Source organism: Lentzea sp. NPDC058450 (assembly GCF_042721395.1).
GTDB lineage: Bacteria > Actinomycetota > Actinomycetes > Mycobacteriales > Pseudonocardiaceae > Lentzea.
Map to the genome: position 1 here is coordinate 249,618 of NZ_JBHXLO010000005.1, position 22,889 is coordinate 272,506.

Consider the following 22,889-nt stretch of genomic DNA (forward strand, 5'->3'; position numbering starts at 1 on the left):
TTCGTGCGCCGAACCTTGCTGGTGACCAACGACTTCCCGCCCCGCCCCGGTGGCATCCAGTCCTACCTGCACGCTTTGGCGACACGGATGCCCGCTGACTCGCTGGTCGTGTACGCGCCGAAGTGGAAGGGCGCGCAGGAGTTCGACGCCGAGCAGCCGTTCCCGGTGGTGCGGCACCCCACGTCGCTGATGCTGCCGACGCCGGACGTCCTGTCCCGCGCCCGCGAGATCGCCCGCGCCGAGTCGTGCGAGGCGGCGTGGTTCGGGGCGGCGGCACCGCTCGCGTTGCTGGCGCCGTCGCTCGGACTGAGCCGCTCGGTGGCGTGCACGCACGGGCACGAGGTCGGCTGGTCGATGCTGCCGGTGGCGCGCCAGGCGTTGCGGGCGATCGGGTCCGGTGTGGACGTCGTGACCTACGTCAGCCGCTACACCCGGTCGCGGTTCGCGGCGGCGTTCGGGCCGATGGCGGCGCTCGAACACCTGCCGTCCGGTGTGGACACCGAGCAGTACCGCCCGGACCCGGCCGCGCGCGCCGAGATGCGCCGCCGCTACGGGCTGGGTGACCGGCCGGTGATCGTGTGCGTGTCGCGCCTGGTGCCGCGCAAGGGGCAGGACGTGCTGATCCGCGCGCTGCCGCTGATCCAGCGTTCGGTGCCGGACGCGGCGCTGCTGATCGTCGGCGGCGGCCCGTACCGGGGGACGCTGGAGAAGCTCGCCGCCGGATCGCGCGACATCGTGCTGACCGGGTCCGTGCCGTGGGAGGAACTGCCTGCGCACTACAACGCCGGTGACGTCTTCGCGATGCCCTGCCGGACCCGCGGCCGCGGCCTCGACGTCGAAGGGCTCGGCATCGTCTACCTGGAAGCCTCGGCGACCGGGCTGCCCGTGGTGGCCGGACGGTCCGGCGGCGCTCCCGAGACAGTGCGGGACGGCATCACCGGCAACGTCGTCGACGGCCGCGACGTCGAGAACGTCGCCGAGCGGATCGCCTCGTTGCTCGCCGACCCCGAGACCGCCGCCAAGATGGGGCGCGCCGGCCGGGAGTGGGTCAGCGACCACTGGCGCTGGGACCAGCTCGCGCACCGCCTCGAATCCCTCATCGGCTGACGCGCTGTCCGACGTATCGCATGACTGGACGACGTTGACGACATCAGCGTCAACATTGACGACGGCCTCAATGTTGACGCTGATGTTGATGACGTTGACGACGACGTTGACTGCATGACGTCGTCAACGTCCTCGTCAACATCCACGTCAATGTCGTCAAGCTTGATGTGCACGTGATGCTGTTAGTGACAACGTTGTCATCCACGTGGGTGCTGATATATCGGATATCGGCCCAGGTCAGATGAGTTCGCGGGCCCTGAGCTCCAGGGCGCGCAGGCCGAGTTCGGCGCCGCGCCGCGCGGCCTGGTCGGCCGTGGAACGGGAGTCGGCGTCGCGGCCGTGATCGTGCAGGACCAGGGCGAGGCCGATCAGTGCGCGCACCTCGCCCGAGGCGTAGCCGATGCGCCGGGCCGTCGTGAGGGCCTGCTGGAAGAGGTCGGTGGCGGCCTCGAAGTCGGACAGGGCGCGGCGCACCTCGCCCAGGGTGATGCGGGCGGAGGTCGCCACCTGCTGGTCGCCCCCGTCGGCCACCAGCCGCAGGGCTCGGGTCGCCAGCGACGTCGCCGCGTCGGTGTTGCCGGCGGCCAGTTCGACGGCGGCCAGGTTCTCCAGGGTCTCGGCCTCGCCGGCCGGGACGTTGCCGATCTCCAGGGCCCGGCCGAGGTGCCCGCGGGCCTCGTCGAGGCGTCCCTGCAGGCGCAGGGCCATGCCCAGGTAGGTGTGGCTGTCGGCGTTCGGGGCGAGCGCCAGGGCCTGGGAGAAGTGTTCGACGGCGCCGTCGATCTCGCCCAGCTCGACGGAGAGCTGGCCCAGGTTGTAGAGGCTGGTGCTGATGGTGTCGGCCGACGAGGAGCGCAGCATGTCCGTGCAGCGCAGCAGGACCTCGCGGGCGGCGGTCAGGTTGCCCGAGCGGCGGTGCACGAGGCTCAGGTTGTTGAGCACGCCCGCTTCGGCGTCCTCGTCGCCCAGCTCCCGGTACAGCGCCACGGCGCGGTCGTGGTGCTCGATCGAGCGCGAGTACTCGCCGAGCCGCAGGTAGAGGGTGCCCAGGTTGGCGTGCATCGCGGCCTCGGCCGGGCGGTGACCGGACGCCTGGGCGGCCTCCAGGCCGTGGTGGGCCGTCGCCAGCCACTCGCCGACGTGCTGGCCGATCCAGAGGTAGCCGCGCAGGGCGTCGGCCAGTTGCCAGGCCATGACGGCCGGGCCGTGCTCGGCGGCGTGACGGATGGCGGCGATCAGGTTCGGGCGTTCCGCGTCCAGCCAGGCCAGGGCCTCAGCGGAGCCGGGGATCCGGGGCGCGGGGCCCGCGGCCGACGACGCCAGCCGCACGATGCCGGGGTAGAGGAGCTCGGCGCAGCGTTCGACGCCGCGCTGGTAGTGGTTCAGCAGGGCGGTCCAGGACGCCTGCTGCTCGGACGGGCTGTCGGACTCCTCGCGCAACGCGGCGGCGTAGCGGACCAACTCGTCGTGGAAGCGGTAGTGGCCGGGGCCGGCGGAGACGACGAGGCTGGCGATCTCCAGCACCGTCAGCAGGCCCTCGGCGTCGACGTCGGCCAGCGCGGACGCGGCCTCCGCGGTGAAGTCCGGGCCCGGGACCAGCGACAACAGTCGGAACAGGCGTTGCGGGGCGGGTGGCAGGGCGGCGTAGGCGAGCTCGATCGGCGAACCTGAGATCGTCACGTCGCCGCGCCCCGCCAGGTACGCCGCCGCCACCCGCAACGCGAGCGGCAGGTGCCCGCACCGTTCGGCCAGCTCGGCGTGCGAGCCCGGTCCCAGCAGGGTCGTCAGCAACGACGCGGACTCGGCGGCCGAGAAGACGTCCACCGGCACGGTCCGCGCCCCGTTGAGGGCGATCAGGCCGCGCAGGTCGTCCCGCGACGTCACGATCACCCGGCACGACGCCGTCCCCGGCAGCAACGGTCGCACCTGGTCCGGCGCCGACGCGTTGTCCAGCACCAGCAGCATCCGCCGCCCCGACAGCAACGACCGCAGCATCGTGCTCTGCTCGTCCAGGTCGGGCGGGATCTCGTCCGGCGGCACCCCCAGCGCCCGCAGGAACCGCGACAGCACGTCCACCCCGTCCGCCGGCGCCCCCAGCGCGTAGCCCCGCAGGTCGACGTAGAGCTGCCCGTCCGGGAACCGGTCCCGCAGCAGGTGCGCCACGTGCACCGCCAGCGTCGTCTTGCCCACCCCCGGCGGCCCCGCCAGCGTCACGATCGGCACCGACCCCGTGACCAGCCCGGAGATCCGCTCCACGTGCGCCGACCGCCCGGTGAAGTCCGCGATGTCGTCCGGCAGCCGCATCGGCGCCGCCGGCTCCCGCGCCACCACCGCGGCCACGACGGGCGCCGCCAGCGACGGCGACCCCACCAGGATCGCCTGGTGCAACGACCGCAGCTCCGCCGACGGGTCGATGCCCAGCTGCTCGTCCAGCGTCCGGTCGAGCTGCCGGAACGCCTCCAGCGCCTCCGCCTGCCTGCTGGACCGGTACAACGCCAGCATCAGCTGTGCCCAGAACCTCTCCCGCAACGGGTGGTCCCGCGTCAGCCCGAACAGCTCCGGCACCAGGTCGGCGTGGTTGCCGAGCGCGAGCTCCACGTCGATCCGCTGCTCGTGCACCGTCATCAGCAGCTCGGTCAGCCGCGGCGCGTGCTCGCTGTACAACGTCTCCGACGGCACGTCCGACAGCACCGGCCCGCGCCACAGCTCCAACGCCTCGGCGAACGCCTTCCGCGCCGTCTCCAGGTCCTCCGCCGCGACGGCCAGCCGCCCGCGCGCCGCCGCGTCAGCGAACCGGTGCGCGTCCACGGCCAGCGGGTCCACCCGCATCCGGTAGCCGTCCGCGGCCGTCTGGATCAACGACGGATCACCCAGCGCCGCGCGCAACCGCATCACGTACGTCTGCAACGTGCCCCGCGTGCGCGCGGGCGGAGCGTCCCCCCACACGTGCTCGACGAGTTCCGTCACGGCGACGACGCGGTTCGGCCGCAGCAGCAACGCCGCCAGCAACGCCCTGTGCTTGCCCGCCCGCAACACGACAGCGGAGCCGTCCAGGCGTACTTCCAACGGGCCGAGCAGCCGGAACTGCGGACCCGAAGCCATCGCCTACCCCTCGTGCGAGCCAGGTGATCCCCAGCCGGAAGATCCCCGTCTGCCGCACAGCCTATTAGCGCGCTGTCGCCGAGTGACATCGGCGCGTCAGCGATACGTCAGCGCCGTACGGCAATCTTCTGCATGTCCCGGTCGGGGGGCCGGGGCAACAAACTTCTCGGGTTCGGCGGAGCACTCCGCGGATCACGATCGCTGGGGGTCGAAAGGCCCAGGAGCTCTCTCTCAGCTCCTGGGCCTTTCGCGCTGTCCACCTGCGATTACTTGGCGTAGATCGCGTCGATGTCCGCCGAGTACGTCGTCGCCACGACCGAGCGCTTCAGCTTCAGCGACGGCGTCATCTCGCCACCCGCCTCGGTGAAGTCGACCGGCAGCACCCGGAACTTGCGGATCGCCTCGGCCTTCGACACCGACTTGTTCGCCTCGTCCACCACGGCCTGGATCTCGGCCAGCAGGTCCGCGTCCTCGATCAGGTCGGGCACCTCGGCCGACGCCGGCTTGCCGCGCGACTCCTTCCACGACGGGAAGAACTCCGGGTCGATCGTGATCAGCGCGCCGATGAACGGCTGCTTGTCACCGACGACCATGCACTGCGAGATCAGCGGGTGCGCGCGGATCCGGTCCTCGAGCTGCGCGGGGGAGACGTTCTTGCCACCGGCGGTGACGATGATCTCCTTCTTGCGGCCCGTGATCTTCAGGAACCCGTCATTGTCGAGCTCGCCGATGTCACCGGTGTGGAACCAGCCGTCCTCCAAGGCCTCCTTGGTGGCGGCCTCGTTGTTCCAGTAGCCGGTGAAGACGATGTCGCCCTTGATGAGGATCTCGCCGTCGTCGGCGATCTTCACCGACGTGCCGGGCACCGGCAGGCCGACCGTGCCGACCTTCTCCTGGCCGCGGAACGTCACGCAGGCCGCCGCCGACGTCTCCGTCAGGCCGTAGCCCTCGTAGACCGGGATGCCCGCGCCGCGGAAGAAGTGCGACAGCCGGTCACCCAGCGGCGCGCCACCGGAGACCGCCGCGATCGCCCGGCCGCCCAGAGCGGCCCGCAGCTTCGTGAACACCAGCTTGTCGAACACGGCGTGCTTGACCCGCAGCCCGAGACCGGGACCGCCGTTGTCCAGCGCCTGGCTGTACGCGACGGACGTGGCCTCGGCGGCGTCGAAGATCTTGCCCTTGCCGCCGGCGTGCGCCTTCTGCTTCGCGCCGTTGTAGACCTTCTCGAACACGCGCGGCACCGCGACGACGAACGTCGGGCGGAACTGGCCGAGGTCCTCGACGAGGTTCTTCACGTCCGCGGTGTGGCCCAGCGTCGCCCGCGAGTACACGCAGGCGAGGTACAGGGCACGCGCCAGGATGTGCGCGAGCGGCAGGAACAGCAGCAGCGAGTTGCCGGCCGCGAGGATCTCCGGGAACCGGGACAGCGCCGACCGCACCTCGGACAGCAGGTTGCGGTGCGTCAGCGTGCAGCCCTTGGGACGGCCCGTCGTGCCGGACGTGTAGACCAGCGTCGCCGTGGCGTCCGCCTGCACCTGACCGCGGCGCTCGTGCACCTGCTCGTCGGTGATCTCGGCGCCCAGCGCCGTCAGCTCGTCGACCGCGGCCGCCGAACCCTCGATCTGCCACACGTGCCGCAGCTCGGGCAGCTTGCCGACCACGTCGTCGACCATCGTCCGGTGCGACGACGCCTCGACGAACACCGCCGTCGCGCCGGAGTCGGACAGGATCCACTCGATCTGGTCCGCCGACGACGTCTCGTAGATCGGCACCACGACGCCGCCCGCCGCCCAGATGGCGAAGTCGAGCAGCGACCACTCGTAGCGCGTCTTGGACACCAGGCCGACCCGGTCGCCGAGCTCCAGACCGGCGGCTACCAGGCCCTTCGCGACCGCCATGACCTGCGCGGCGAAGTCACGCGCGGTGATGTCGACCCAGGTGCCGTCGACCTGCCTGCGGAAGCTGACGGCGTTGCCGAAGCGCTCCGCGTTGGCCCACACCATGTCGGTGAGGTTCTCCTCGGGAGCCACAGCGGCGGTGGCGGGGACGCTGAACTCGCGCACGTCAACCTCCGTACGGTGATTTGTTACTGGTGGGGAAACTTAGCGTGTGATTCCGGCGATACAAAGGTCGGTACGCCCTTCCGTTACCTTTTGTCCTTATGGCCAGCGTGGACGTCGTCGACGAGACCTTCCTCGCGGTACCACCCGGAGTGGTCGCCGCAGCCTTCGCGATGCCCTCGTCGTGGCGTCGGTTCTGGCCCGATCTGGAGCTCGACGTCTACGCCGACCGGGGCGAGGAGGGGCTGCGCTGGACCGTCGGCGGCGCGCTCGTCGGCACCATGGAGGTCTGGCTCGAACCGGTGCTCGACGGCACTGTGCTGCACTACTTCCTCCGCGCTGACCCGCCCGCCGGGTCGTTCACGCCCCGCGACGCGCGCCGTGAGGTGCAACGCCGTCAGCTCGACGCCAAGTCCGTCTCGCTGGGGCTCAAGCTGACTCTGGAGGACGGTCGTCCGGCAGGCTGCCCGCCAGCCGGGTGATCTTGCCAAGAAGGTATTGCGCCCGGCTCCTGAGGAACACCCCCATGCGGCGTCAACTAAGTTGGAAGCGTGCGGGTTCACGTGGTCTCGGATGTGCACGGCAACGCGGAGGCGCTGGCGCGCGCCGGTGAGGGCGCCGACGCCCTGGTCGTGCTCGGCGACCTGATCGACTTCGTCGACTACCACGACCACTCCAGGGGAATCCTCGGCCGCGTCTTCGGCGCGGAGAAGGTCGGAATCTTCGCCGAGCTGCGCCGCGGCACCCGGCGCGCGGACACGGCGAGCTACATCCGTTCCCTGTGGGACGGTCTCGCCGACGCGCGGTCCGTGGTCGAGGAAGCAGTGCTGGAGCAGTACACGGCGTTGTTCGCGGCCATGTCCGCGCCGACGTACGCCACACCGGGCAATGTGGACAGTCCGCACCTGTGGCCCCAGTTCGCCGGGGTCGGCGTGCACGTCCTCGACGGCGAGGCCGCGGAGATCGGCGGGCTCAGGTTCGGCTTCGCGGGCGGCGGGCTGATGGTGCCCGGGCTCGTCCGCAACCCCAACGCGCCGTGGTTCCCGTACCTGCGCACGGAGGAGGACATGGCCGCCGCGCTCGACCGGATGGGTCAGGTCGACGTGCTGTGCACGCACATCCCGCCGCTGGTGCCCGAACTCACCTACGACGTCGTCGCGCGCCGTCCCGAATGGGGCTCGCGGGCCGCCCTGGACAAGATCGTGCGCGAACGTCCGCGCTGGTCGGTGTTCGGGCACGTGCACCAGCCGCTGGCGCGCCGGGTGCGGGTCGGCTTCACCGAGTGCGTCAACGTGGGACATTTCCAGCGCAGCGGCAAGCCTCACGTCCTCAACTGGTGACCACGCGAGTAACCTCCACGTTCATGGCCGACGAGTCCACTCAGTCCATCGTCATCGACGCTCCGCCTGAGAAGATCATGGCGATCATCGCGGACTTCCCGTCGTACCCGGACTGGGCGAACGGGATGAAGGAAGTTGAGGTCCTCGACTCCCGCGACGACGGCCGTGCCGAGCAGGTGCGGTTCGCGATCGACCAGGGTCCCGTGAAGGACGAGTACACCCTGAAGTACGACTGGGCCGCCGACGGTCTGTCGGTGAAGTGGGAGCTCGTCAAGGGCACCATGCAGAAGGCGCAGCAGGGCAGCTACGTGCTGGCGCCGTCCGGCACCGGCACCAAGGTCACCTACACGCTGTCCGTGCAGCTCGTGATCCCGATGATCGGCCTGTTCCGCCGCAAGGCCGAGAAGCTGATCCTCGACACCGCGCTCAAGGAGCTCAAGAAGCGCGCGGAGAAGGCGGCTTGAGCCGGGTCCTGCTCTTCACCGGCAAGGGCGGGGTCGGCAAGACGACCTTGTCGGCCGCCACCGCCGCCTCGCTCGCGGCGAACGGCCGCAAGGCGCTCGTGGTGTCTACCGACCCCGCGCACTCGCTGGGCGACGCGCTCGACGTGCGGCTCGGCGCCGAACCGTCCGAAGTGGACGGCTCGGCGGGCCTGTACGCGTGCCAGATCGACCCGCGTGGGCTCGTGGACGAGGCGTGGGGAGAGCTGCGCGGGCACCTCCGGACCGTGCTGGCAGGCGCCGGCGTCGACGAGCTCGACGCCGAGGAACTGACCGTGCTGCCGGGCGTCGAGGAACTGCTGGCACTCGCCGAGGTGCGGCGGCTCGCGGCGTCCGGGCCGTGGGAGGTCGTGGTCGTCGACTGCGGGCCGACCGCGGAGACGTTGCGGCTGCTGTCGCTGCCGGAGGCGTTCGCCGGGTACCTGGAGCGGCTCTTCCCGACGCACCGGCGCGTGGTGCGCGGGTTGCTGGCGGGCGTGGCGGGCACCGGGACCGTCGAGAAGTGGGACGCCACGGCCGATGCGCTGAGTCGTCTGGCCGAACGGCTGGACGCGTTGCGGTCGATGCTCGCGGACCCGTCGTCGTGTTCGGTGCGGCTGGTGCTGACGCCTGAGCGCGTCGTCGCCGCCGAGACGCGCCGCACGCTGACGGCGTTGGCGTTGCAGGGAATCCGGGTCGACAGCGTGATCGCGAACCGGCTGGTCCCGTCGCCGGGTGCCGCGCGCGGGGCCGCCGCCTCGTGGCTGCGCACCCGCCGGCACGAGCAGGACGCGGTGCTGGCCGAGCTGACCGGGATCGGCGAGATCCGCACGGTCGACCACCGCGCGTCGGAGCCCGTGGGCGTGCCGGCGCTGCTGGAGGTCGCCGAGCAGCTCTACGGCTCCGCGGACCCGTTGCCGGGCGACGCCGACGCCGCCTCGATGCTGGAGGTGTCGGGCAGCGGACGCGGCCTCGACGCCCGGTACTCGCTGCGGATCGCGCTGCCGCTCGCCGACGACACGGAGCTGGACCTCGCGCGCGTGGGCGACGATCTGGCGTTGACCGTCGACAGCAGGCGTCGGCTCGTGGCGCTGCCGTCGTTGTTGAGGCGCTGCATCGTCACCGGTGCGGAGATGGACTCGGGCGGCGTGACGGTGGGGTTCCGTCCAGACCCTTCCCTCTGGCGCTGACCGTGGCGCTGATCAGGAGTTCGTAGATGACCCAGGACAACGCAGGCAAGCTCGCCGAGGAGTTGCGGCTGCTGCTCGACACCGCGGCCGAGCGCATGCAGCCGTGGCTGCAGCGCGTCGCGGAGGCGGGCGACGGCACGCACACGCCCGAGACGTGCGGCTGGTGCCCGCTGTGCAACGGCGTGGCGCTGCTGCGCGGCGACCGTTCCGAACTGGCCGCGAAGGCCGCCGAACACGCGGCGGGCCTGGTCGCCGTGCTGCGGGCGGCCCTGCGCGAACCCGGCACCCCGCCGCCCCCCTCGGACGAGCCGCGGCCGGACGCGGGCCGGCGCGTGCAGCACATCAAGGTCGTCAGGAAGACCGACTAGTGCTCACCGTCGGAGTGGACATCGGTGGCACCAGCGTGCGCGCGGGCGTCGTGGACCCGCGCGGCTCCGTCCTGGACACCTCCCGCGCCCCCACGCCCGCCGGGGAGCGCGCTCTCGAGGACGCGATCGTCGCCGCCGTGGAGGAAGTGGCCGATCGCCACGCCGTGAACGCTGTAGGCCTCGCCGTGGCGGGCTTCATCGCCTCGGACCGCCGCACGGTCCGGTTCGCGCCGCACCTGGCGTGGCGGCAGGCCGACGTGGCCGACCGCATGAGCGACCGCCTCGGCATGCCGGTGGTCCTCGAACACGACGCGAACGCCGCCGCCCTCGCCGAACACCGCTTCGGCGCGGCCCGAGGCGCCAAGACCGCCGTGCTGGTCGCCATCGGCACCGGCATCGGTGCCGCCCTGCTGCTCAACGGCGAGGTCTTCCGCGGCGCCCACGGCGTGGCCCCCGAACTGGGCCACCTGCGCGTCGTCCCGGACGGCCGCCCCTGCCCGTGCGGCAAGAACGGCTGCTGGGAGCGCTACTGCAGCGGCACGGCCCTGAGCGCCACCGCCGTGGAACTGCTCGCCAAACACCCCGGCGTCTCCACCGTCCTGGCCCGCGAGGCGGCCGGCGACTCCCGGGCCGTGACGGGCCGCCGCGTGGCCGGAGCCGCCCGTGATGGCGACCCGCTGGCCAAACGCGCGATGGCCGACCTGGCCCGCTGGCTGGGCGAGGGCCTGGCACTCGTCGCCGACGTCTACGACCCCGAGGTGATCGTCATCGGGGGAGGCGTGTCGACCTCGGCGCCGCTGTTCTTGGACGACGCCCGCGAGCGCTACGCCTCCGTCGTCACCGGGGCGGGCCACCGTCCGCTGGCCCGCATCCGGACCGCACAGCTCGGCGACGACGCGGGCATCGTGGGCGCGGCGACCCTGGCGCGCGAGATGGCCGCCTCCCTGACCACGCGGGGCACGCGGAACCACTCACGCCGCACCTGACCGGTGCGAACAACCGGTTGGTCGCTCAGGGACTCGCTCACCGTGCCACGCAACCAACCGGTTGGTAGCGCAGCGTCCGATATATCGGATGTGGAGTGTCGCGGCGGGCGTGTCGGGGTTGTTCACCCGCCGCGAACACCCTGCTCCATCGTCCGGCCCGACGTGGCCGGACCGGGGATCTAGCGGCCGAGCAGGCGCAGGATGCGCGGGCGGCGGCGCTTGGCGCGCTCCGCGTCCTTCTTGCTCAGGGTCGCCATGGCGCGGGCCATCATCAGGTGCTGCATCTGGTCCATGGGCGCCACGGTAGGCATGACCGAATCGTTATCTGAAGGTTTGAGTGGCCGTTATCACGTCGTTACCGAATCCGGCGTGACGTGTCACACCTGGGCGCCGTCGTCCCATCCGGAGTCCGGCGGCGGGGTGTTGCGCATGCGCAGGATCAGCCAGCCGACGCCCGCGCACAGCGCCACCAGCGACAGGGGCGTGCCGATGCGCGACTGGAGTCCGAAGATGCCCGGCGCGACCAGCAGCAGGATGCCCAGCACGAACAGGCCGAGTGCCGCGAAGGTCGAGGCGCGCAGCACCGGGAACGGCGGCGGCTCCGGCGGGACGTAGTGGTCCTCGTCGGCCGGATCTCGGTATTTCGGCTCGTCGTCGAGGTCCGGCACCGGCTCGTCGGCGACCGCCGTGCGGGGTTCCGGCCCGCTGCGTCCGCCTTCAGGGCCGCTGTCGGGCCCGTCATCGGTGTCCGTGTTCGCCTCGTCCAGGTCGAGCCAGTCCTTGCCGACCCCGTCCCGTTCGAGACCCGCGACGATCTCGGCAAAGAGCTCGTCGACGTTCTCCGGTCCGTCGGTCGAGTCGCGCCGGGCGTTCATCCAGAGCCTCTCCACAAAGCAGCAACCCTCTGACCCCACATCGTTGCACGGGCCGGATGTGTTGCGGGTTACGGCAGTCGGCTCAGCGGCCGCCGTGACGCACTAAGACGGGACTCGTTGTGTGAGATGCGGTCGGCTCCGTAGGCTGATTGTCGGGATCAAGGTTCGCGGGGTCTTAAGGGAGGCGCTTCCCAAGGTGCTGTACTGGTTGATGAAGCACGTCCTCCTGGGACCGATTCTGCGGCTGTTCTTCCAGCCGAAGATCATCGAGGGCGCCGAGAACATCCCGAAGGACGGCGGCGCCATCCTGGCGAGCAACCACCTCGCCGTCTCCGACTCGTTCTTCCTGCCGCTGATGCTGTCGCGGCGGGTGACCTTCCCGGCGAAGATCGAGTACTTCACCGGCACGGGGATCAAGGGCAGGCTGCAGAAGTGGTTCTTCTCCGGCGTCGGCCAGGTGCCGATCGACCGGTCCAGCGCGTCCGCCGCGCAGGGAGCGCTCGACACCGGCGTCCGGATCGTGCGCGAGGGCAAGCTGCTCGGCATCTACCCCGAGGGCACGCGCTCGCCCGACGCCCGGCTCTACAAGGGCAAGGTCGGCGTCGCGTGGATCGCGCTGGAGTCCGGCGCGCCGGTCATCCCGGTCGCGATGTTCGGCACGGACAAGGCCAACCCCATCGGCTCGCGCATGTGGAAGCCGCACCCGATCCGCATCAAGATCGGCAAGCCGCTCGACTTCTCCCGCTACGAGGGCCTGTCGGGTGACAGGTTCGTGCTGCGGTCCATCACCGACGAGATCATGTACGCGCTGATGGAGCTCTCCGGCCAGGAGTACGTCGACGTCTACGCGGCCAAGGCCAAGGAGCAGACCGCCGACGTGCCCGAACAGGGCAAGAAGAGCGACCGGGTGCCCGAGAAGAAGGCGAGCTGACCGCACCCCTAGGGTGTCGCGGTGCGGTTTTTCTACGACTGTGAGTTCATCGAGGACGGGCTGACGATCGACCTCGTGTCGATCGGTGTGGTCGACGAGGAAGGCCGCGAGTTCTACGCCGTGTCCACCGAGTTCGACCCCGATCGCGCGGGGCCGTGGGTGCGGCAGAACGTCCTCAACCAGCTGCCCTCGCCCGCGGACAAGGCGTGGCGCAGCCGTGAGCGCATCCGCGAGGACCTGCTCGACTTCCTCGGCGCCCGCAACGCCGCGCGCGACGAGGTCGAGCTGTGGGCCTGGTTCGCCGCCTACGACCACGTGGCGCTCGCGCAGCTGTGGGGTGCCATGCCGGCGTTGCCGCGCGCGCTGCCCCGGTTCACGCGCGACCTGCGGCAACGCTGGGACGACGTCGGCCGCCCCAAGCTGCCCGCCCCTCCGGCGGACGCCCACGACGCCCTCGCTGACGCCCGGCACAACCTCGCGCGCTGGAAGGTGATCGAGGAACAGCGGCGCAAAATCGGGTTCCCTGTCCGGTAGGTGAGACCCCGCGTTGCTGCACCGATACAGCTCGTGAAAGTCTGCGTGACACAGAACACGAGAGATGGGGAAGCAGATGCGCATCGGTGTGCTCACTGGCGGTGGTGACTGCCCCGGTCTGAACGCCGTGATCCGGGCCGTGGTCCGCAAGGGCATCAAGGCACACGGCTGGGAGATCGTCGGGTTCCGCAACGGGTGGCAGGGCCCGATCGAGAACCTCACCAAGGAGATCGGCCTCGCGGACGTCGAGGAGATCCTCACCCGCGGTGGCACCATCCTGGGCTCGTCGCGCACCAACCCGTACAAGGTCGAGGGCGGTGTCGACCGCATCCGCGAGACCATCGCGGCGAACAACATCGACGCCATCGTCGCGATCGGCGGCGAGGACACCCTCGGTGTCGCGAAGCGCCTGACCGACGACGGCATCGGCGTCGTCGGTGTGCCGAAGACGATCGACAACGACCTCGGCGCCACGGACTACACGTTCGGCTTCGACACGGCCGTGCACATCGCGACCGAGGCCATCGACCGCCTCCGCACCACGGCCGAGTCGCACCACCGCGCGCTCGTCGTCGAGGTCATGGGCCGGCACGCGGGCTGGATCGCGCTGCACTCGGGTCTCGCGGGTGGCGCGAACGTCATCCTCGTCCCGGAGCGCCCGTTCAGCGTCGAGAAGGTCGTCGAGTGGGTCGAGCGCCGCTTCGAGAGCGAGTTCGCCCCGATCATCGTCGTCGCCGAGGGTGCGATCCCCGAGGGCGGCGCCGAGGTGCTGCACTCCGGTGAGCGCGACGCCTTCGGTCACGTCCGCCTCGGTGGCGTCGGCCAGTGGCTCGCGGAGGAGATCGCGGACCGCACCGGCAAGGAGTCCCGCGCGGCCGTCCTCGGCCACATCCAGCGCGGTGGCACGCCGACGGCCTACGACCGCGTCCTCGCGACCCGCTTCGGCCTGCACGCCGTCGACGCCGTCGCCGCCGGTGACTTCGGCACCATGGTCGCGCTGCGCGGCACCGACATCGTCCGCGTGAAGCTGTCCGAGGCGACGGCCGAGCTCAAGACGGTTCCGGCCGAGCGCTACGAAGAGGCCGAGGTCTTCTTCGGTGCCTGATCCTCGGGCCTGATCCTCGGGCCTGATCCTCGGGCCTGATATATCGGATATCGGCTCGCGAATGCCGGGTGTCGACGCACAGTCGACACCCGGCATTCTGCTTGTATACCGCCGGTGTCCACGACGTCCACGATGTCCGGGGCAGTCCCGCTCGCTGGGACTCGCGCTGTGATCGCGCTCTCGCTGACTGCGATGGTGAATTCACCATCCGTTGAGCAGCCTCAGGAGAGCTGATGAGCGACGCGCGAGTAGCACCGGTCCTGCCCGAGCCGGACGCGGACGAGACAGGTCCGTACACGCACCTCGGGTTCGCGACGGCCAGGCCCGGCCACGAGGACGAGGTCGAGGCGTTGATCCTCGGGCTGGTCGAGCCGTTGCGCGCGGAAGAGGGCTCGATCGAGTTCCACGTCCACCGCGACCGGGCCGACCGGCGGCAGTTCGTGATCTACGAGATGTTCCGGTCGAAGCAGGACCTCGAGAAGCACCTCGCCGAGCCGTACGTCCAGGAGTTCGTCCAGGCGATCCGGCCGCTCGTCGAGGGACCGCTCGTGCAGCAGTTCCTGCGCATGTCGAGCGACCTGCCGGCGGTGAGGTAGCCGTGGGTCTGCTGGTCTTCGCCGTCGTCACCCTGCTCTTCCTGCTCACCCGCCGCATGTGGGGCAGGATCCGGGGCAACCCGCTGCCCCAGGTGACCGCCCGCCCCGGCCGCGGCTTCCTGGTCAACCTGGGCAAGTCGCGAACCCGTCCGAAACCGTCGGTCGCTCCGCCGAAGAACGCGGGACCGCGCCTGCCCCGCTACGACTGCGACGTGCTCGTCGTCGGCGCCGGGCCGAGCGGGCTCATGACCGCGGCGCTGCTGGTCCGGCAGGGCGTCAAGGTGTGCGTGGTCGACGCCAACGCCGGACCGGCCACCGAGTCGCGGGCGTTCGCCGTCCAGGCCCGCACGATCGAGCTGTTCCGCGGCATCGGACTCGCCGACGAGCTGCTCGCGCGCGGCGTCGTCACCACCGGCATCCGCTTCCACATCAGGGGCAGGCACGTCGGCGGCCTCGACTTCGACCGGGCCAGGGCGGCGACCACGCCGTACCAGTTCATCCTGATGGCGCCGCAGTCCGAAGTGGAGGAAGTGCTGCTCCAGGACCTCGCGCGGCACGGCGTCACGGTCCGCCGCGGCACGAGGCTGACGCACCTCCACCAGACCGAGGACGCCGTCACCGCGACCGCGGGCGGGCGGACCATCACCGCCCAGTACGTCGTCGGGGCCGACGGCGCGCACAGCACGGTCCGCAACCAGTTGGGCATCGGCTTCAGCGGCGACAAGTACGGCCAGCGCTACCTGCTGGCCGACTGCAAGGTCGACTGGCCGCTCGACCACGCGCACTTCCGGGTGTTCATGAACCGCGACCGCATCGGCCTGTTCCTTCCCCTCAGGGGCGCCGAGACGTCCAGGGTCATGGTCACCGACTTCGGCGACCCGGAGGCCGAGTTCGACCTGAACAACCTCCAGCGTGAACTCCGCAAGGCGATGAACCTCGACGTCACCCTCAGCGAACCGATCTGGACCAGCCGCTACCAGGTCCACCTCAAAGGCGTCGACGACTACCGCAAGGGCCGAGGGTTCCTCGTCGGCGACGCCGCCCACATCCACTCCCCGGCGGGCGGCCAGGGCATGAACACCGGCCTGCACGACGCCGCCAACCTCGCCTGGAAGCTCGCCACCGCGATCAACGACGACGTCGACCTGCTCGACACCTACTCCGCCGAACGGCACCCCGCGGGCGTGAGGCTGCTGAAGTTCACCGACCGCCTCTACCGCGTCGCGGCAGGGCTGAAAGGCCCCCAGGCCTGGCTGCGCGACACCGCCGGCCCGTTCCTGATCGGACGGATGTCGGCGGCACCCCTCCCGCACCGCAAGTCGTTCCAGCGGCTCAGCCAGATCAGCCTGAGCTACCGGCCGAGCGACATCAACGTCAACGAGCTGCTCTACTCCCTCAAGGGACCCCTGGCGGGCCAGCGCGTCCCCGACGCGCGCATCAACGACCGCGAGCAGGTGTTCGACCTGCTCCAGGACTACCAGCTGCACGTGGTCGCGTTGTCCCGCAAACACCTCACGACGGAGGAGATCACCGCGCACACCGCGGAGCTCGCCGGACTCGACGTCGTGCACCACCTGGTCGCCCGCGTCGAACGACGGACGGACGACCGCGTGCACCGCGCCGACTCACCGCAGGTGTTCGAGCACTACGGCCTCACCGAACCAGATTCCCAGGCCCTGTACGTGATCCGCCCCGACGGCCACGTCGCCTGGCGCTGCGACGAGCTGGACTTCGAGTCCTGCCAACGGTTCCTCGCCACGCTCCGCCGCCCGGCCGCCCAGCACGTCCAAGCCGCGTAACGGAAAAGGGGCCCGGTGAACCCGGGCCCCTTTCACGCCAGTGCCGGCGCTATGTCCATGTGCACGCGGTAGTCCACGATCTCGTCCCCGGACATCCAGATCACCGTCACGCACGGCAACGCGAGCTGCTTCCCGTCCCGTGCCTCGGTCTCGATGGTGAACCGGCAGAACAACTGGTCCCCGACCTCGGCCACCTGGTCGATCACGTGCCGCACCCACGGCAACGCCCCGGCGGCACCGGCGGTCGCCGCTACGACGGCGTCCCGCCCGATCAAGGGCTCGGAATTCCCGAACACGTAACGAGCATCGGCAGCGAACCAGGCGCCGAAGGCCTCAGCGTCACCGCCGTCCACGGCGGCACACATCCGCCGCACCATCTCCGCGCGGCTCATGGCTTCTTCTGCAACGAAAGACCGTGCTGCACCATGATCTCCGCGACCAGCTTCATGTCGCGCGGACCGGGAGGCAGCTCCGACAACGCCTGGTAGTAGTTCTCCAGGCCGGGAGGCGACACCACGGCCACCACCCGCGTCTCCTCGTCGAACGGGTTGTGGAACATGTGCGGCACCCCGCGCGGCATCAGCAGCGAGTCCCCGGCCCCCAGCACGTGCTCCTCGCCGTCGAGCTCGACCACGACCCGCCCCTGCACGCACGTGAACAGCTCGTCCTCGCGCGAGTGGATGTGCGTGGGCGGCCCGCCCAGGTTCGGCGGCACCACGTACTCGAACAACGAGTAGGCGCCCTTGGTGTCCGCGCCGGTCAGCCGCGTGTAGATGCCCAGGCCGATCGCGCCGACGTTCGTGCCCTCACCGCTGCGGTAGACGTGATGCTTCACGGGGGTTTCCATGGTCTCCAACCTCATTTCGACTGAGCCGGGCGAGCAACTGGGGCGTGACCTTGCGGTACGCCGAGGGCGCGACCGGGTTGAGCCAGTGCGACGCTCGGGTCGCCTTGCTGATCTGCAACCCGAGGTCCGCGAGCACCTCGTCGGCGTTCTTCAGCGAGAACGGGATGATCTTCGTGCCACGGCAGTGGTGCCGGTTCGTGGCGCCGTCCATGAACGCCAGCTGTGCCACGACGTCCGCCCGGCGAGCCTGGGCGTCGGGCAGCGAGAGCGCTCCCACCAGGTCGGCCGCGATCCACAACGCCGCCATCTCCGCGTTCAACGGGCTGAAGAACGACGAGTTGTAGCCGTTGAAGTAGAGGCCGGGCACGTCGATCGGCTGGATCTGCCGGTACAGCACGAAGTTCCCGCGCTCGTCGAACAGCCGCTGCTGGACGGCGTCGGGCAGGAACGGCACGCCCTGCGTGAACCCGGTCGCGCACACGACGAGGTCCGCGGGCAGCACCGTGCCGTCCGACAGTTCCGCGCCGCCGGCCTTCAACCGCGCGATCGTCCGGTCGCGGTGCACCCGGATCGCCCCGGACTCGACGCCCTCGAAGAACCCTTCGGTGGCCAGGCCGATCGCGCCCTTGACGATGTCCTCCATCTGCCCGGACGGCACCAGGTCGTGCTTCGCGAGCCCGAACTGCTTGACCGACACCGACCCGAGCGAGTTGAGCATCGACCGGCGCATCTTGTTCGCCGGGCCGTGCAGGAACTTCTCGAACCCGCGCACCCACCGGTAGCGGAACAGTCCCTCGCCCATGCGCGTCAGCAGCAGCATCTTGAAGTTCACGACACCGGCGATCTTGCGCGGCACCTTCCACAGCAACTGGCGCGCGATGATGTCGGTGCTCGCGGCGACCCCGCTGATCGGCACCGTCACGTCGCACGCGGACTTGCCGTACCCGACGACGAGCGCGTGCTTGTCGCGCGCCTCCTCGACGTCGAGGAACTCGGTGCCCGCGAGCACCCGCCCACCGGCCGCCTCGAACTCGTCACGGCCGGGGAAGTCCGGCACCAGCGGTTCGCAGAACACGCCGTTCGCCACCACCACGCGGTCGTAGCGGTACGTCGAACCGGTGTGCGTCGTCAGTTCCCAGCCGCTGCCCACGGGCACCACGGACGTCACCGTCGTTTCCAGGCGCAGGCACGCGTCGACGCCGAAGTGCCACGTGTAGGCCTCCAGGTACGCCTGCACCTGCTCGCCGGTCGGCCACTCCGGCAGGTCCTTCGGCATCGGGAAGTCCGAGAACGAGTACTGGGCCTTCGGGCTCTGCGTGGTGAGGCCGGGGTACCGCCGGGTGCGGCTCCACACGCCGCCGACGTCCGGTGTGCGGTCGAAGACCTCGACCTCGTGCCCTGCCTGCAACAACACCTTCGCGGTGGTCAGGCCGGCGACTCCGGCGCCGATGATCGCGACTCGCATCCTTGGCCTCCTCGGTGAGGACGTGACGGAGCACACTGTGGGGCGCTCAGCCGCCGGCGACCAACCAGGAGTCCCGGCTAGTGGGACTCCCAGCGCCGCGTCGAGTAGGCGCGCGTCGCCGCCGCTGCCGCCATCCGCACGGCCGGGCCGATCCGTTCCGGGCGCACCGCCGCGCTCGGCCCCGTCACCGACAACGCTGCCGCAACCCCGCCACCAGCGCTGAAGATGGGCGCGGCGATGCAGCTGATGCCGACGATGCCCTCCTCGCGGTCGTAGGCCCAGCCCCGGTCCGGGATCGCGGCGAGCTCACGGCGCAACGTCGTCGGGCTGGTGATCGTGCGGGGAGTGCGGCGTTCCAGGCCCGCGGCGATCACCGCGTCCACAGTGGACGCGTCGGCGTAGGCGAGCATCGCGCGGCCCAGCCCCGAGCAGTGCGCCGGGATCACGCCGCCGACCTGGTCGAGCATCGGCATCGGCCGGTGCCCGGTGATCTTGTCCACGACCAGCACGCGGGTGCCGTCGAGCACCCCGAGCTGCACGGTGACGCGGGCGGCGGCGTAGAGGTCCTGGAGGAACGGCAGCACGGCTTCCCGCAGCTCATGCCGCACGGGCACCAGGCTGGAGAGCTTGAACAGGCCCGTGCTGATCCGGTAGCGGTCGCCCGGCTTGTCGAGCCAGCCGAGCTCGATCATGCGCCCCGCCGTGCGGTGCACCGTCGAGCGCGGCAGCCCGGACCTGCGCACCAGCTCGGCGAGGCCGAGCTCGCGGTGCGTCACGTCGAACGCGTCGAGGATCGCCGCCGCGCGTTCGAGTGAACCGCTCGGCTCGCCTGACTGCGAGTCCCGGTGACTGGGACTCATCCTTGGTCAACCATTCGCACACGGCGACTGTAGGAGCTCATGGACGCAAACACCACGCGGGTCGCGCTCGTCGGAGGCGGCGCCGGCGGAATCGGTGCGGCGACGGCCGCGGCGCTCGTCGAGAGCGGGCACCGCGTCGTGCTGGCCGGACGCACCGAGGCCACGCTCAAGGAGACCGCCGGGGCGCTCGGCGCCGACTACCTCGTCTGCGACCTCGCCGATCCGGCCGAGGCCACCGCGGTCGTCGGTGACGTCGCCGACCGGTTCGGCTCGCTCGACGTGCTGGTCGTGAACGCGGGCGGCCCGTCACCGGGCTCGCTCCTCGACGTGCCGGACGCGCAGTGGCACCGCGACCTCGACCTGTTGCTGCTCGGGCCCCTCGCGTTGCTGCGAGAGGCCCTGCCGGTGATGGCGCGGCGGGGGTACGGCCGGGTCGTCACGATCACCTCGACGGCCGTGCGGCAGCCGCAACCCGGCTTGGCGTCGTCGACGGTGCTGCGCGCTGCCGTGACGTCGGCGATGAAGCTGGCGTCACGGCAGTTCGCGGCGGACGGCGTCACGGTCAACTGCGTCGCACCGGGCGCGACGCTGACTCCGCGACGGATGGAGGTGCTGGTGCGCAGGGCGGAGTCGCTGGGCGTGGACTTCGACACCGCCGCGGCTGCGGACATGGCGGACATCCCCGCACTGCGCGCCGCCGATCCGAGCGAGATCGCCGCCGCCGTCGCGTTTCTGGTTTCACCGCAGGCTTCCTACGTCAACGGCACCGTGCTGACCGTCGACGGCGGACGCACCGAGTTCTCCGTGTGAATCAAGACAGGCTGAAAGGGATCGAGTTGGCCACCTCAGGACCCGACTTCGCCATGACCGACTTCCTCGGGGCGCTCACCCACGCGGTCCGGCCGGACGGCGCGCGGCCGTTGGTCGTGCACGACGACGAGCTGGAGACGATCCCGCCGGGCGCGGTGCCGAACCCGACGACGTTGCGCATCGCGGGCAAGCTGCCGACGTCGACTTTCGAACTGTTCCGGCAGGTCATCCCGCCGGGCGAGAGCTCGGACATGCAGCGGCACTACCACGAGACCGTGCACTTCGTGATCTCCGGCGAGGGCCACAGCGAGATCCAGCTCGCCGAACCCGACGCCTGCGACACCGTGTCGTGGACCACCGGCTCGTTCGTCTACACGCCGCCGTGGACCTGGCACCGCCACTACAACGACTCTTCGGAGCACCCGGTCGAGTTCCTCACGATCGAGAACTCGCGGCTGCTCGCGCTGTTCGGGCTCGCCCGCAGGCAGAGCGCCGGCCTCGCGACGTTCGACGAGGCCCGCGCCCGTTTCGACACACAAGGGGAGGAACAGTGATTCCCGAACACGTCAGCATCTGGGGCGAACTGTCGCATGTGGACCATGTGGTGCGGCACGTCGACGTCCCGGTGCGCGGCCACACCGTGCGAACGAGGGTCCTGCAGGCCGGGGCCGGTCCGGAACTCGTGCTGCTGCACGGCACCGGCGGCCACCTGGAGGCGTACGCGCGGGACATCGCAGGCCTGGCCGAGGACTTCCACGTCACCGCCTACGACATGATCGGGCACGGCTGGTCCGACCTGCCCGACCTGCCGTACACGATCGACGTGCTGTCCGAGCACCTCGTGGGACTGCTGGACGCGTTAGGCGTCGAGCGCGCGCACCTGTCCGGGGAGTCGTTGGGCGGCTGGGTGGTCGCGTGGGTCGCCGCGCACTTCCCTTCCCGTGTCGACCGGCTGGTGCTGAACACGCCGGGCAACATCGCGAACAAGCCCGAGGTCATGCAACGCATGCGGGACAGCACGATGGCCGCGGTGCTCGACCCGAGCGAGGAGACCGTGCGGCGGCGGGTGGAGTTCCTGTTCCACCACAAGGAGATGGTCACCGACGAACTGGTGAACCTCCGTCGCCAGGTGTACTCGCGACCGGGGTTCGTGCAGGCCATCACCAACACGCTGGTGTTGCAGGACCCGGTGGTGCGCAAGGACTTCGCGTGGGACCCGGAATGGGTGGGGAAGGTCGCGGCGCCGACGTTGCTGCTGTGGACCAGCCACGATCCGACGGGCGGGCTGGACGAGGCGGACATGCTGCTCGGGTGGCTGCCGGACGCGCGGCTGCACGTCATCGACGACGCCGGGCACTGGCCGCAGTGGGAGAAGGTCTCGGAGTTCCTCGACACGCACCGCACCTGGTTGCTGCACGGAAAGGACCCGTCCTGATGGCCGAGATCATCGGATTCGCGGGGATGTCGCACAGCCCGTTCGCGACGTTGCTGCCGCCGGAGGGTGTCGAGGGGCCGGGGTCGGTGTTCCTGCGGGACGCGGACCGGGTGCGGGCGGCGGTGGAGAAGCTGGCGCCCGACGCGATCGTCGTGGTCGGGCCGGACCACTTCCACGCCAACTTCTACGACGTGATGCCGCCGTTCGTGCTGGGCGTCGAGGAGGCGGTGGGGTTCGGCGACTTCGGCAGCAGCTCGGGGCCGTTGCCGGTGGAGCGGACGCTGGCCTGGTCGGCGCACAGCGGGCTGGCCGACGCGGGCTTCGACGTGTCGCTGTCGTACTCGCTGACGGTCGACCACGGGATCGTGCAGAGCTACGAGATGATCACCGGCGGCACGACGCTGCCGCTGGTGCCACTGGTGGTCAACACGGCCGCGCCCCCGTTGCCGTCGCTGGACCGGTGCGTGGAGCTCGGGCGTGCGCTCGGGGCGGCTTTGCGGTCGTCGGCGTTCCCCGGACGTGTGCTGGTCGTCGCCTCGGGCGGGTTGTCGCACTGGTTGCCGTCCAACGACCCGCGCGATCCCTCGGTGGTGGGGGAGCGGCGTGAGTCGCTGATCCGGGGCCGGGCCTACGCGAAGGAGTTCGCGGCGGCGCGGGAGCCTCGGGTGCGGGCGATGGGGGGCAACCCGGAGGCGCGCGTCAACGCGGTGTGGGACGAGTGGTTCCTCGACCGGCTGGCGGTGGGGTCGGCCGGGGAGGTCGCGGCGCTGGGGCACGAGGCCCTGGAGGACCACGCCGGCAGCGGCGGGCACGAGATCCGCTGCTGGCTGATCGGACAGGTCGCCGTCGGCCTGCCGCTGGTGTGGACGAGCTACGAGCCCGTGCCGGAATGGATTACCGGCATGGGCATCGGAACCACGTTCGCCGTGTAACCAACCAACTGTTCGGTGGCCGGCTGCCTCAGACAACCAACCAACCGTTCGGTGGCCGGCTGCCTCAG

General features: G+C 70.6%; 24 protein-coding genes. 16 read left to right on the forward strand and 8 right to left on the reverse strand.

All coding sequences use genetic code 11. The annotated features are described in order from the left end of the window. Positions 1-3 precede the first annotated feature (3 nt). Positions 4-1,107 carry a glycosyltransferase family 4 protein gene (locus tag ACFWNN_RS11155; RefSeq protein ID WP_382439734.1) on the forward strand — a complete coding sequence of 368 codons (1,104 nt, stop codon included), beginning with the start codon at positions 4-6 and terminating at the stop codon, positions 1,105-1,107. 237 nt (positions 1,108-1,344) lie between these two features. Here ACFWNN_RS11155 and ACFWNN_RS11160 read toward each other — a convergent pair whose 3' ends face one another. Beyond that, positions 1,345-4,209 (reverse strand): BTAD domain-containing putative transcriptional regulator, encoded by a 2,865-nt coding sequence (locus tag ACFWNN_RS11160; protein WP_382439735.1) that lies wholly within the window; start codon positions 4,207-4,209, stop codon positions 1,345-1,347. 266 nt (positions 4,210-4,475) lie between these two features. Beyond that, on the reverse strand, positions 4,476-6,272 hold the full coding sequence (locus ACFWNN_RS11165; protein ID WP_382439736.1) for an AMP-dependent synthetase/ligase: 1,797 nt from the start codon (positions 6,270-6,272) through the stop codon (positions 4,476-4,478). Between the two features lie 98 nt (positions 6,273-6,370). Between ACFWNN_RS11165 and ACFWNN_RS11170 the strand changes: the two genes are divergently transcribed. The 6 genes from ACFWNN_RS11170 (at position 6,371) to ACFWNN_RS11195 (ending at position 10,632) form a co-directional block, all read left to right on the forward strand. Continuing rightward, positions 6,371-6,751 carry a polyketide cyclase / dehydrase and lipid transport gene (locus ACFWNN_RS11170; RefSeq protein ID WP_382439737.1) on the forward strand — a complete coding sequence of 127 codons (381 nt, stop codon included), beginning with the start codon at positions 6,371-6,373 and terminating at the stop codon, positions 6,749-6,751. A 69-nt stretch (positions 6,752-6,820) separates the two neighbouring features. Continuing rightward, positions 6,821-7,609, forward strand: coding sequence for a metallophosphoesterase (locus tag ACFWNN_RS11175; protein WP_382439738.1), 789 nt, complete (start codon positions 6,821-6,823; stop codon positions 7,607-7,609). A gap of 23 nt (positions 7,610-7,632) precedes the next feature. Beyond that, positions 7,633-8,073 carry an SRPBCC family protein gene (locus tag ACFWNN_RS11180; RefSeq protein WP_285647274.1) on the forward strand — a complete coding sequence of 147 codons (441 nt, stop codon included), beginning with the start codon at positions 7,633-7,635 and terminating at the stop codon, positions 8,071-8,073. After that, entirely contained in the window at positions 8,070-9,278 is a 1,209-nt protein-coding gene (locus ACFWNN_RS11185) for an ArsA family ATPase (protein ID WP_382439739.1), read from the forward strand. The genes ACFWNN_RS11180 and ACFWNN_RS11185 overlap by 4 nt, the downstream gene beginning before the upstream one ends. A 26-nt stretch (positions 9,279-9,304) precedes the next feature. Then, positions 9,305-9,646, forward strand: coding sequence for a hypothetical protein (locus ACFWNN_RS11190; protein WP_382439740.1), 342 nt, complete (start codon positions 9,305-9,307; stop codon positions 9,644-9,646). Next, positions 9,646-10,632: an ROK family glucokinase gene (locus tag ACFWNN_RS11195; RefSeq protein WP_382439741.1), complete on the forward strand. Its 987-nt coding sequence runs from the start codon at positions 9,646-9,648 to the stop codon at positions 10,630-10,632. The genes ACFWNN_RS11190 and ACFWNN_RS11195 overlap by 1 nt, the downstream gene beginning before the upstream one ends. Before the next feature lie 179 nt (positions 10,633-10,811). Here the strand turns inward: ACFWNN_RS11195 and ACFWNN_RS11200 are convergent, their stop codons facing one another. Further along, a complete protein-coding gene (locus ACFWNN_RS11200) occupies positions 10,812-10,943 on the reverse strand; it encodes a hypothetical protein (RefSeq protein ID WP_382439742.1) in 132 nt (43 codons plus the stop codon). Between the two features lie 66 nt (positions 10,944-11,009). Continuing rightward, positions 11,010-11,522 (reverse strand): hypothetical protein, encoded by a 513-nt coding sequence (locus ACFWNN_RS11205; protein ID WP_382439743.1) that lies wholly within the window; start codon positions 11,520-11,522, stop codon positions 11,010-11,012. Between the two features lie 181 nt (positions 11,523-11,703). On the opposite strand from ACFWNN_RS11205, the gene ACFWNN_RS11210 reads away from it, so the two are divergent. The 5 genes from ACFWNN_RS11210 to ACFWNN_RS11230 all read left to right on the forward strand — a co-directional run bounded on the left by ACFWNN_RS11210 (position 11,704) and on the right by ACFWNN_RS11230 (position 16,472). Next, a complete protein-coding gene (locus ACFWNN_RS11210; protein WP_382439744.1) occupies positions 11,704-12,438 on the forward strand; it encodes a lysophospholipid acyltransferase family protein in 735 nt (244 codons plus the stop codon). A 21-nt stretch (positions 12,439-12,459) separates the two neighbouring features. Further along, on the forward strand, positions 12,460-12,972 hold the full coding sequence (locus ACFWNN_RS11215; protein ID WP_382439745.1) for a polyadenylate-specific 3'-exoribonuclease AS: 513 nt from the start codon (positions 12,460-12,462) through the stop codon (positions 12,970-12,972). Between the two features lie 76 nt (positions 12,973-13,048). After that, complete coding sequence (locus ACFWNN_RS11220) at positions 13,049-14,077, forward strand: 6-phosphofructokinase (RefSeq protein ID WP_382439822.1); 1,029 nt, start codon at positions 13,049-13,051, stop codon at positions 14,075-14,077. Between the two features lie 233 nt (positions 14,078-14,310). After that, on the forward strand, positions 14,311-14,673 hold the full coding sequence (locus ACFWNN_RS11225; RefSeq protein WP_382439746.1) for a putative quinol monooxygenase: 363 nt from the start codon (positions 14,311-14,313) through the stop codon (positions 14,671-14,673). Between the two features lie 2 nt (positions 14,674-14,675). Then, positions 14,676-16,472, forward strand: a complete 1,797-nt coding sequence (locus ACFWNN_RS11230; RefSeq protein ID WP_382439747.1) for an FAD-dependent monooxygenase — start codon at positions 14,676-14,678, stop codon at positions 16,470-16,472. A gap of 32 nt (positions 16,473-16,504) precedes the next feature. Here ACFWNN_RS11230 and ACFWNN_RS11235 read toward each other — a convergent pair whose 3' ends face one another. The 4 genes from ACFWNN_RS11235 to ACFWNN_RS11250 all read right to left on the reverse strand — a co-directional run bounded on the left by ACFWNN_RS11235 (position 16,505) and on the right by ACFWNN_RS11250 (position 19,644). Beyond that, entirely contained in the window at positions 16,505-16,864 is a 360-nt protein-coding gene (locus ACFWNN_RS11235; RefSeq protein ID WP_382439748.1) for a nuclear transport factor 2 family protein, read from the reverse strand. Then, positions 16,861-17,319, reverse strand: a complete 459-nt coding sequence (locus ACFWNN_RS11240) for a cupin domain-containing protein (RefSeq protein WP_382439749.1) — start codon at positions 17,317-17,319, stop codon at positions 16,861-16,863. The genes ACFWNN_RS11235 and ACFWNN_RS11240 overlap by 4 nt, the downstream gene beginning before the upstream one ends. Beyond that, the gene (locus ACFWNN_RS11245; RefSeq protein ID WP_382439750.1) at positions 17,279-18,784 is read right to left on the reverse strand and encodes a flavin-containing monooxygenase; all 1,506 of its coding nucleotides are present in this window, start codon (positions 18,782-18,784) and stop codon (positions 17,279-17,281) included. The genes ACFWNN_RS11240 and ACFWNN_RS11245 overlap by 41 nt, the downstream gene beginning before the upstream one ends. Positions 18,785-18,861: 77 nt before the next feature. After that, entirely contained in the window at positions 18,862-19,644 is a 783-nt protein-coding gene (locus ACFWNN_RS11250) for an IclR family transcriptional regulator (protein WP_382439751.1), read from the reverse strand. 39 nt (positions 19,645-19,683) lie between these two features. Between ACFWNN_RS11250 and ACFWNN_RS11255 the strand changes: the two genes are divergently transcribed. Genes ACFWNN_RS11255 through ACFWNN_RS11270 form a run of 4 tightly spaced genes read left to right on the forward strand, consistent with a single transcriptional unit; the run spans position 19,684 to position 22,821 of the window. Further along, positions 19,684-20,454: an SDR family oxidoreductase gene (locus ACFWNN_RS11255; RefSeq protein ID WP_382439752.1), complete on the forward strand. Its 771-nt coding sequence runs from the start codon at positions 19,684-19,686 to the stop codon at positions 20,452-20,454. A 53-nt stretch (positions 20,455-20,507) separates the two neighbouring features. Then, the gene (locus tag ACFWNN_RS11260; protein ID WP_382439753.1) at positions 20,508-21,008 is read left to right on the forward strand and encodes a cupin domain-containing protein; all 501 of its coding nucleotides are present in this window, start codon (positions 20,508-20,510) and stop codon (positions 21,006-21,008) included. After that, positions 21,005-21,889, forward strand: coding sequence for an alpha/beta fold hydrolase (locus ACFWNN_RS11265; protein WP_382439754.1), 885 nt, complete (start codon positions 21,005-21,007; stop codon positions 21,887-21,889). Before ACFWNN_RS11260 ends, ACFWNN_RS11265 begins: the two co-directional genes overlap by 4 nt. Next, positions 21,889-22,821 carry a 2,3-dihydroxyphenylpropionate 1,2-dioxygenase gene (locus ACFWNN_RS11270; RefSeq protein WP_382439755.1) on the forward strand — a complete coding sequence of 311 codons (933 nt, stop codon included), beginning with the start codon at positions 21,889-21,891 and terminating at the stop codon, positions 22,819-22,821. Before ACFWNN_RS11265 ends, ACFWNN_RS11270 begins: the two co-directional genes overlap by 1 nt. Positions 22,822-22,889 lie beyond the last annotated feature (68 nt).

Bases quoted from the DNA above. Each gene is read 5' to 3' on its own strand.
- ACFWNN_RS11160 (WP_382439735.1), bottom strand. From the start codon at position 4,209: ATGGCTTCGGGTCCGCAGTTCCGGCTGCTCGGCCCGTTGGAAGTACGC.
- ACFWNN_RS11170 (WP_382439737.1), top strand. From the start codon at position 6,371: ATGGCCAGCGTGGACGTCGTCGACGAGACCTTCCTCGCGGTACCACCC.
- ACFWNN_RS11180 (WP_285647274.1), top strand. From the start codon at position 7,633: ATGGCCGACGAGTCCACTCAGTCCATCGTCATCGACGCTCCGCCTGAG.
- ACFWNN_RS11190 (WP_382439740.1), top strand. From the start codon at position 9,305: ATGACCCAGGACAACGCAGGCAAGCTCGCCGAGGAGTTGCGGCTGCTG.
- ACFWNN_RS11200 (WP_382439742.1), bottom strand. From the start codon at position 10,943: ATGCCTACCGTGGCGCCCATGGACCAGATGCAGCACCTGATGATGGCC.
- ACFWNN_RS11220 (WP_382439822.1), top strand. From the start codon at position 13,049: ATGCGCATCGGTGTGCTCACTGGCGGTGGTGACTGCCCCGGTCTGAAC.
- ACFWNN_RS11225 (WP_382439746.1), top strand. From the start codon at position 14,311: ATGAGCGACGCGCGAGTAGCACCGGTCCTGCCCGAGCCGGACGCGGAC.
- ACFWNN_RS11235 (WP_382439748.1), bottom strand. From the start codon at position 16,864: ATGAGCCGCGCGGAGATGGTGCGGCGGATGTGTGCCGCCGTGGACGGC.
- ACFWNN_RS11240 (WP_382439749.1), bottom strand. From the start codon at position 17,319: ATGGAAACCCCCGTGAAGCATCACGTCTACCGCAGCGGTGAGGGCACG.
- ACFWNN_RS11245 (WP_382439750.1), bottom strand. From the start codon at position 18,784: ATGCGAGTCGCGATCATCGGCGCCGGAGTCGCCGGCCTGACCACCGCG.
- ACFWNN_RS11250 (WP_382439751.1), bottom strand. From the start codon at position 19,644: ATGAGTCCCAGTCACCGGGACTCGCAGTCAGGCGAGCCGAGCGGTTCA.
- ACFWNN_RS11255 (WP_382439752.1), top strand. From the start codon at position 19,684: ATGGACGCAAACACCACGCGGGTCGCGCTCGTCGGAGGCGGCGCCGGC.
- ACFWNN_RS11260 (WP_382439753.1), top strand. From the start codon at position 20,508: ATGACCGACTTCCTCGGGGCGCTCACCCACGCGGTCCGGCCGGACGGC.
- ACFWNN_RS11270 (WP_382439755.1), top strand. From the start codon at position 21,889: ATGGCCGAGATCATCGGATTCGCGGGGATGTCGCACAGCCCGTTCGCG.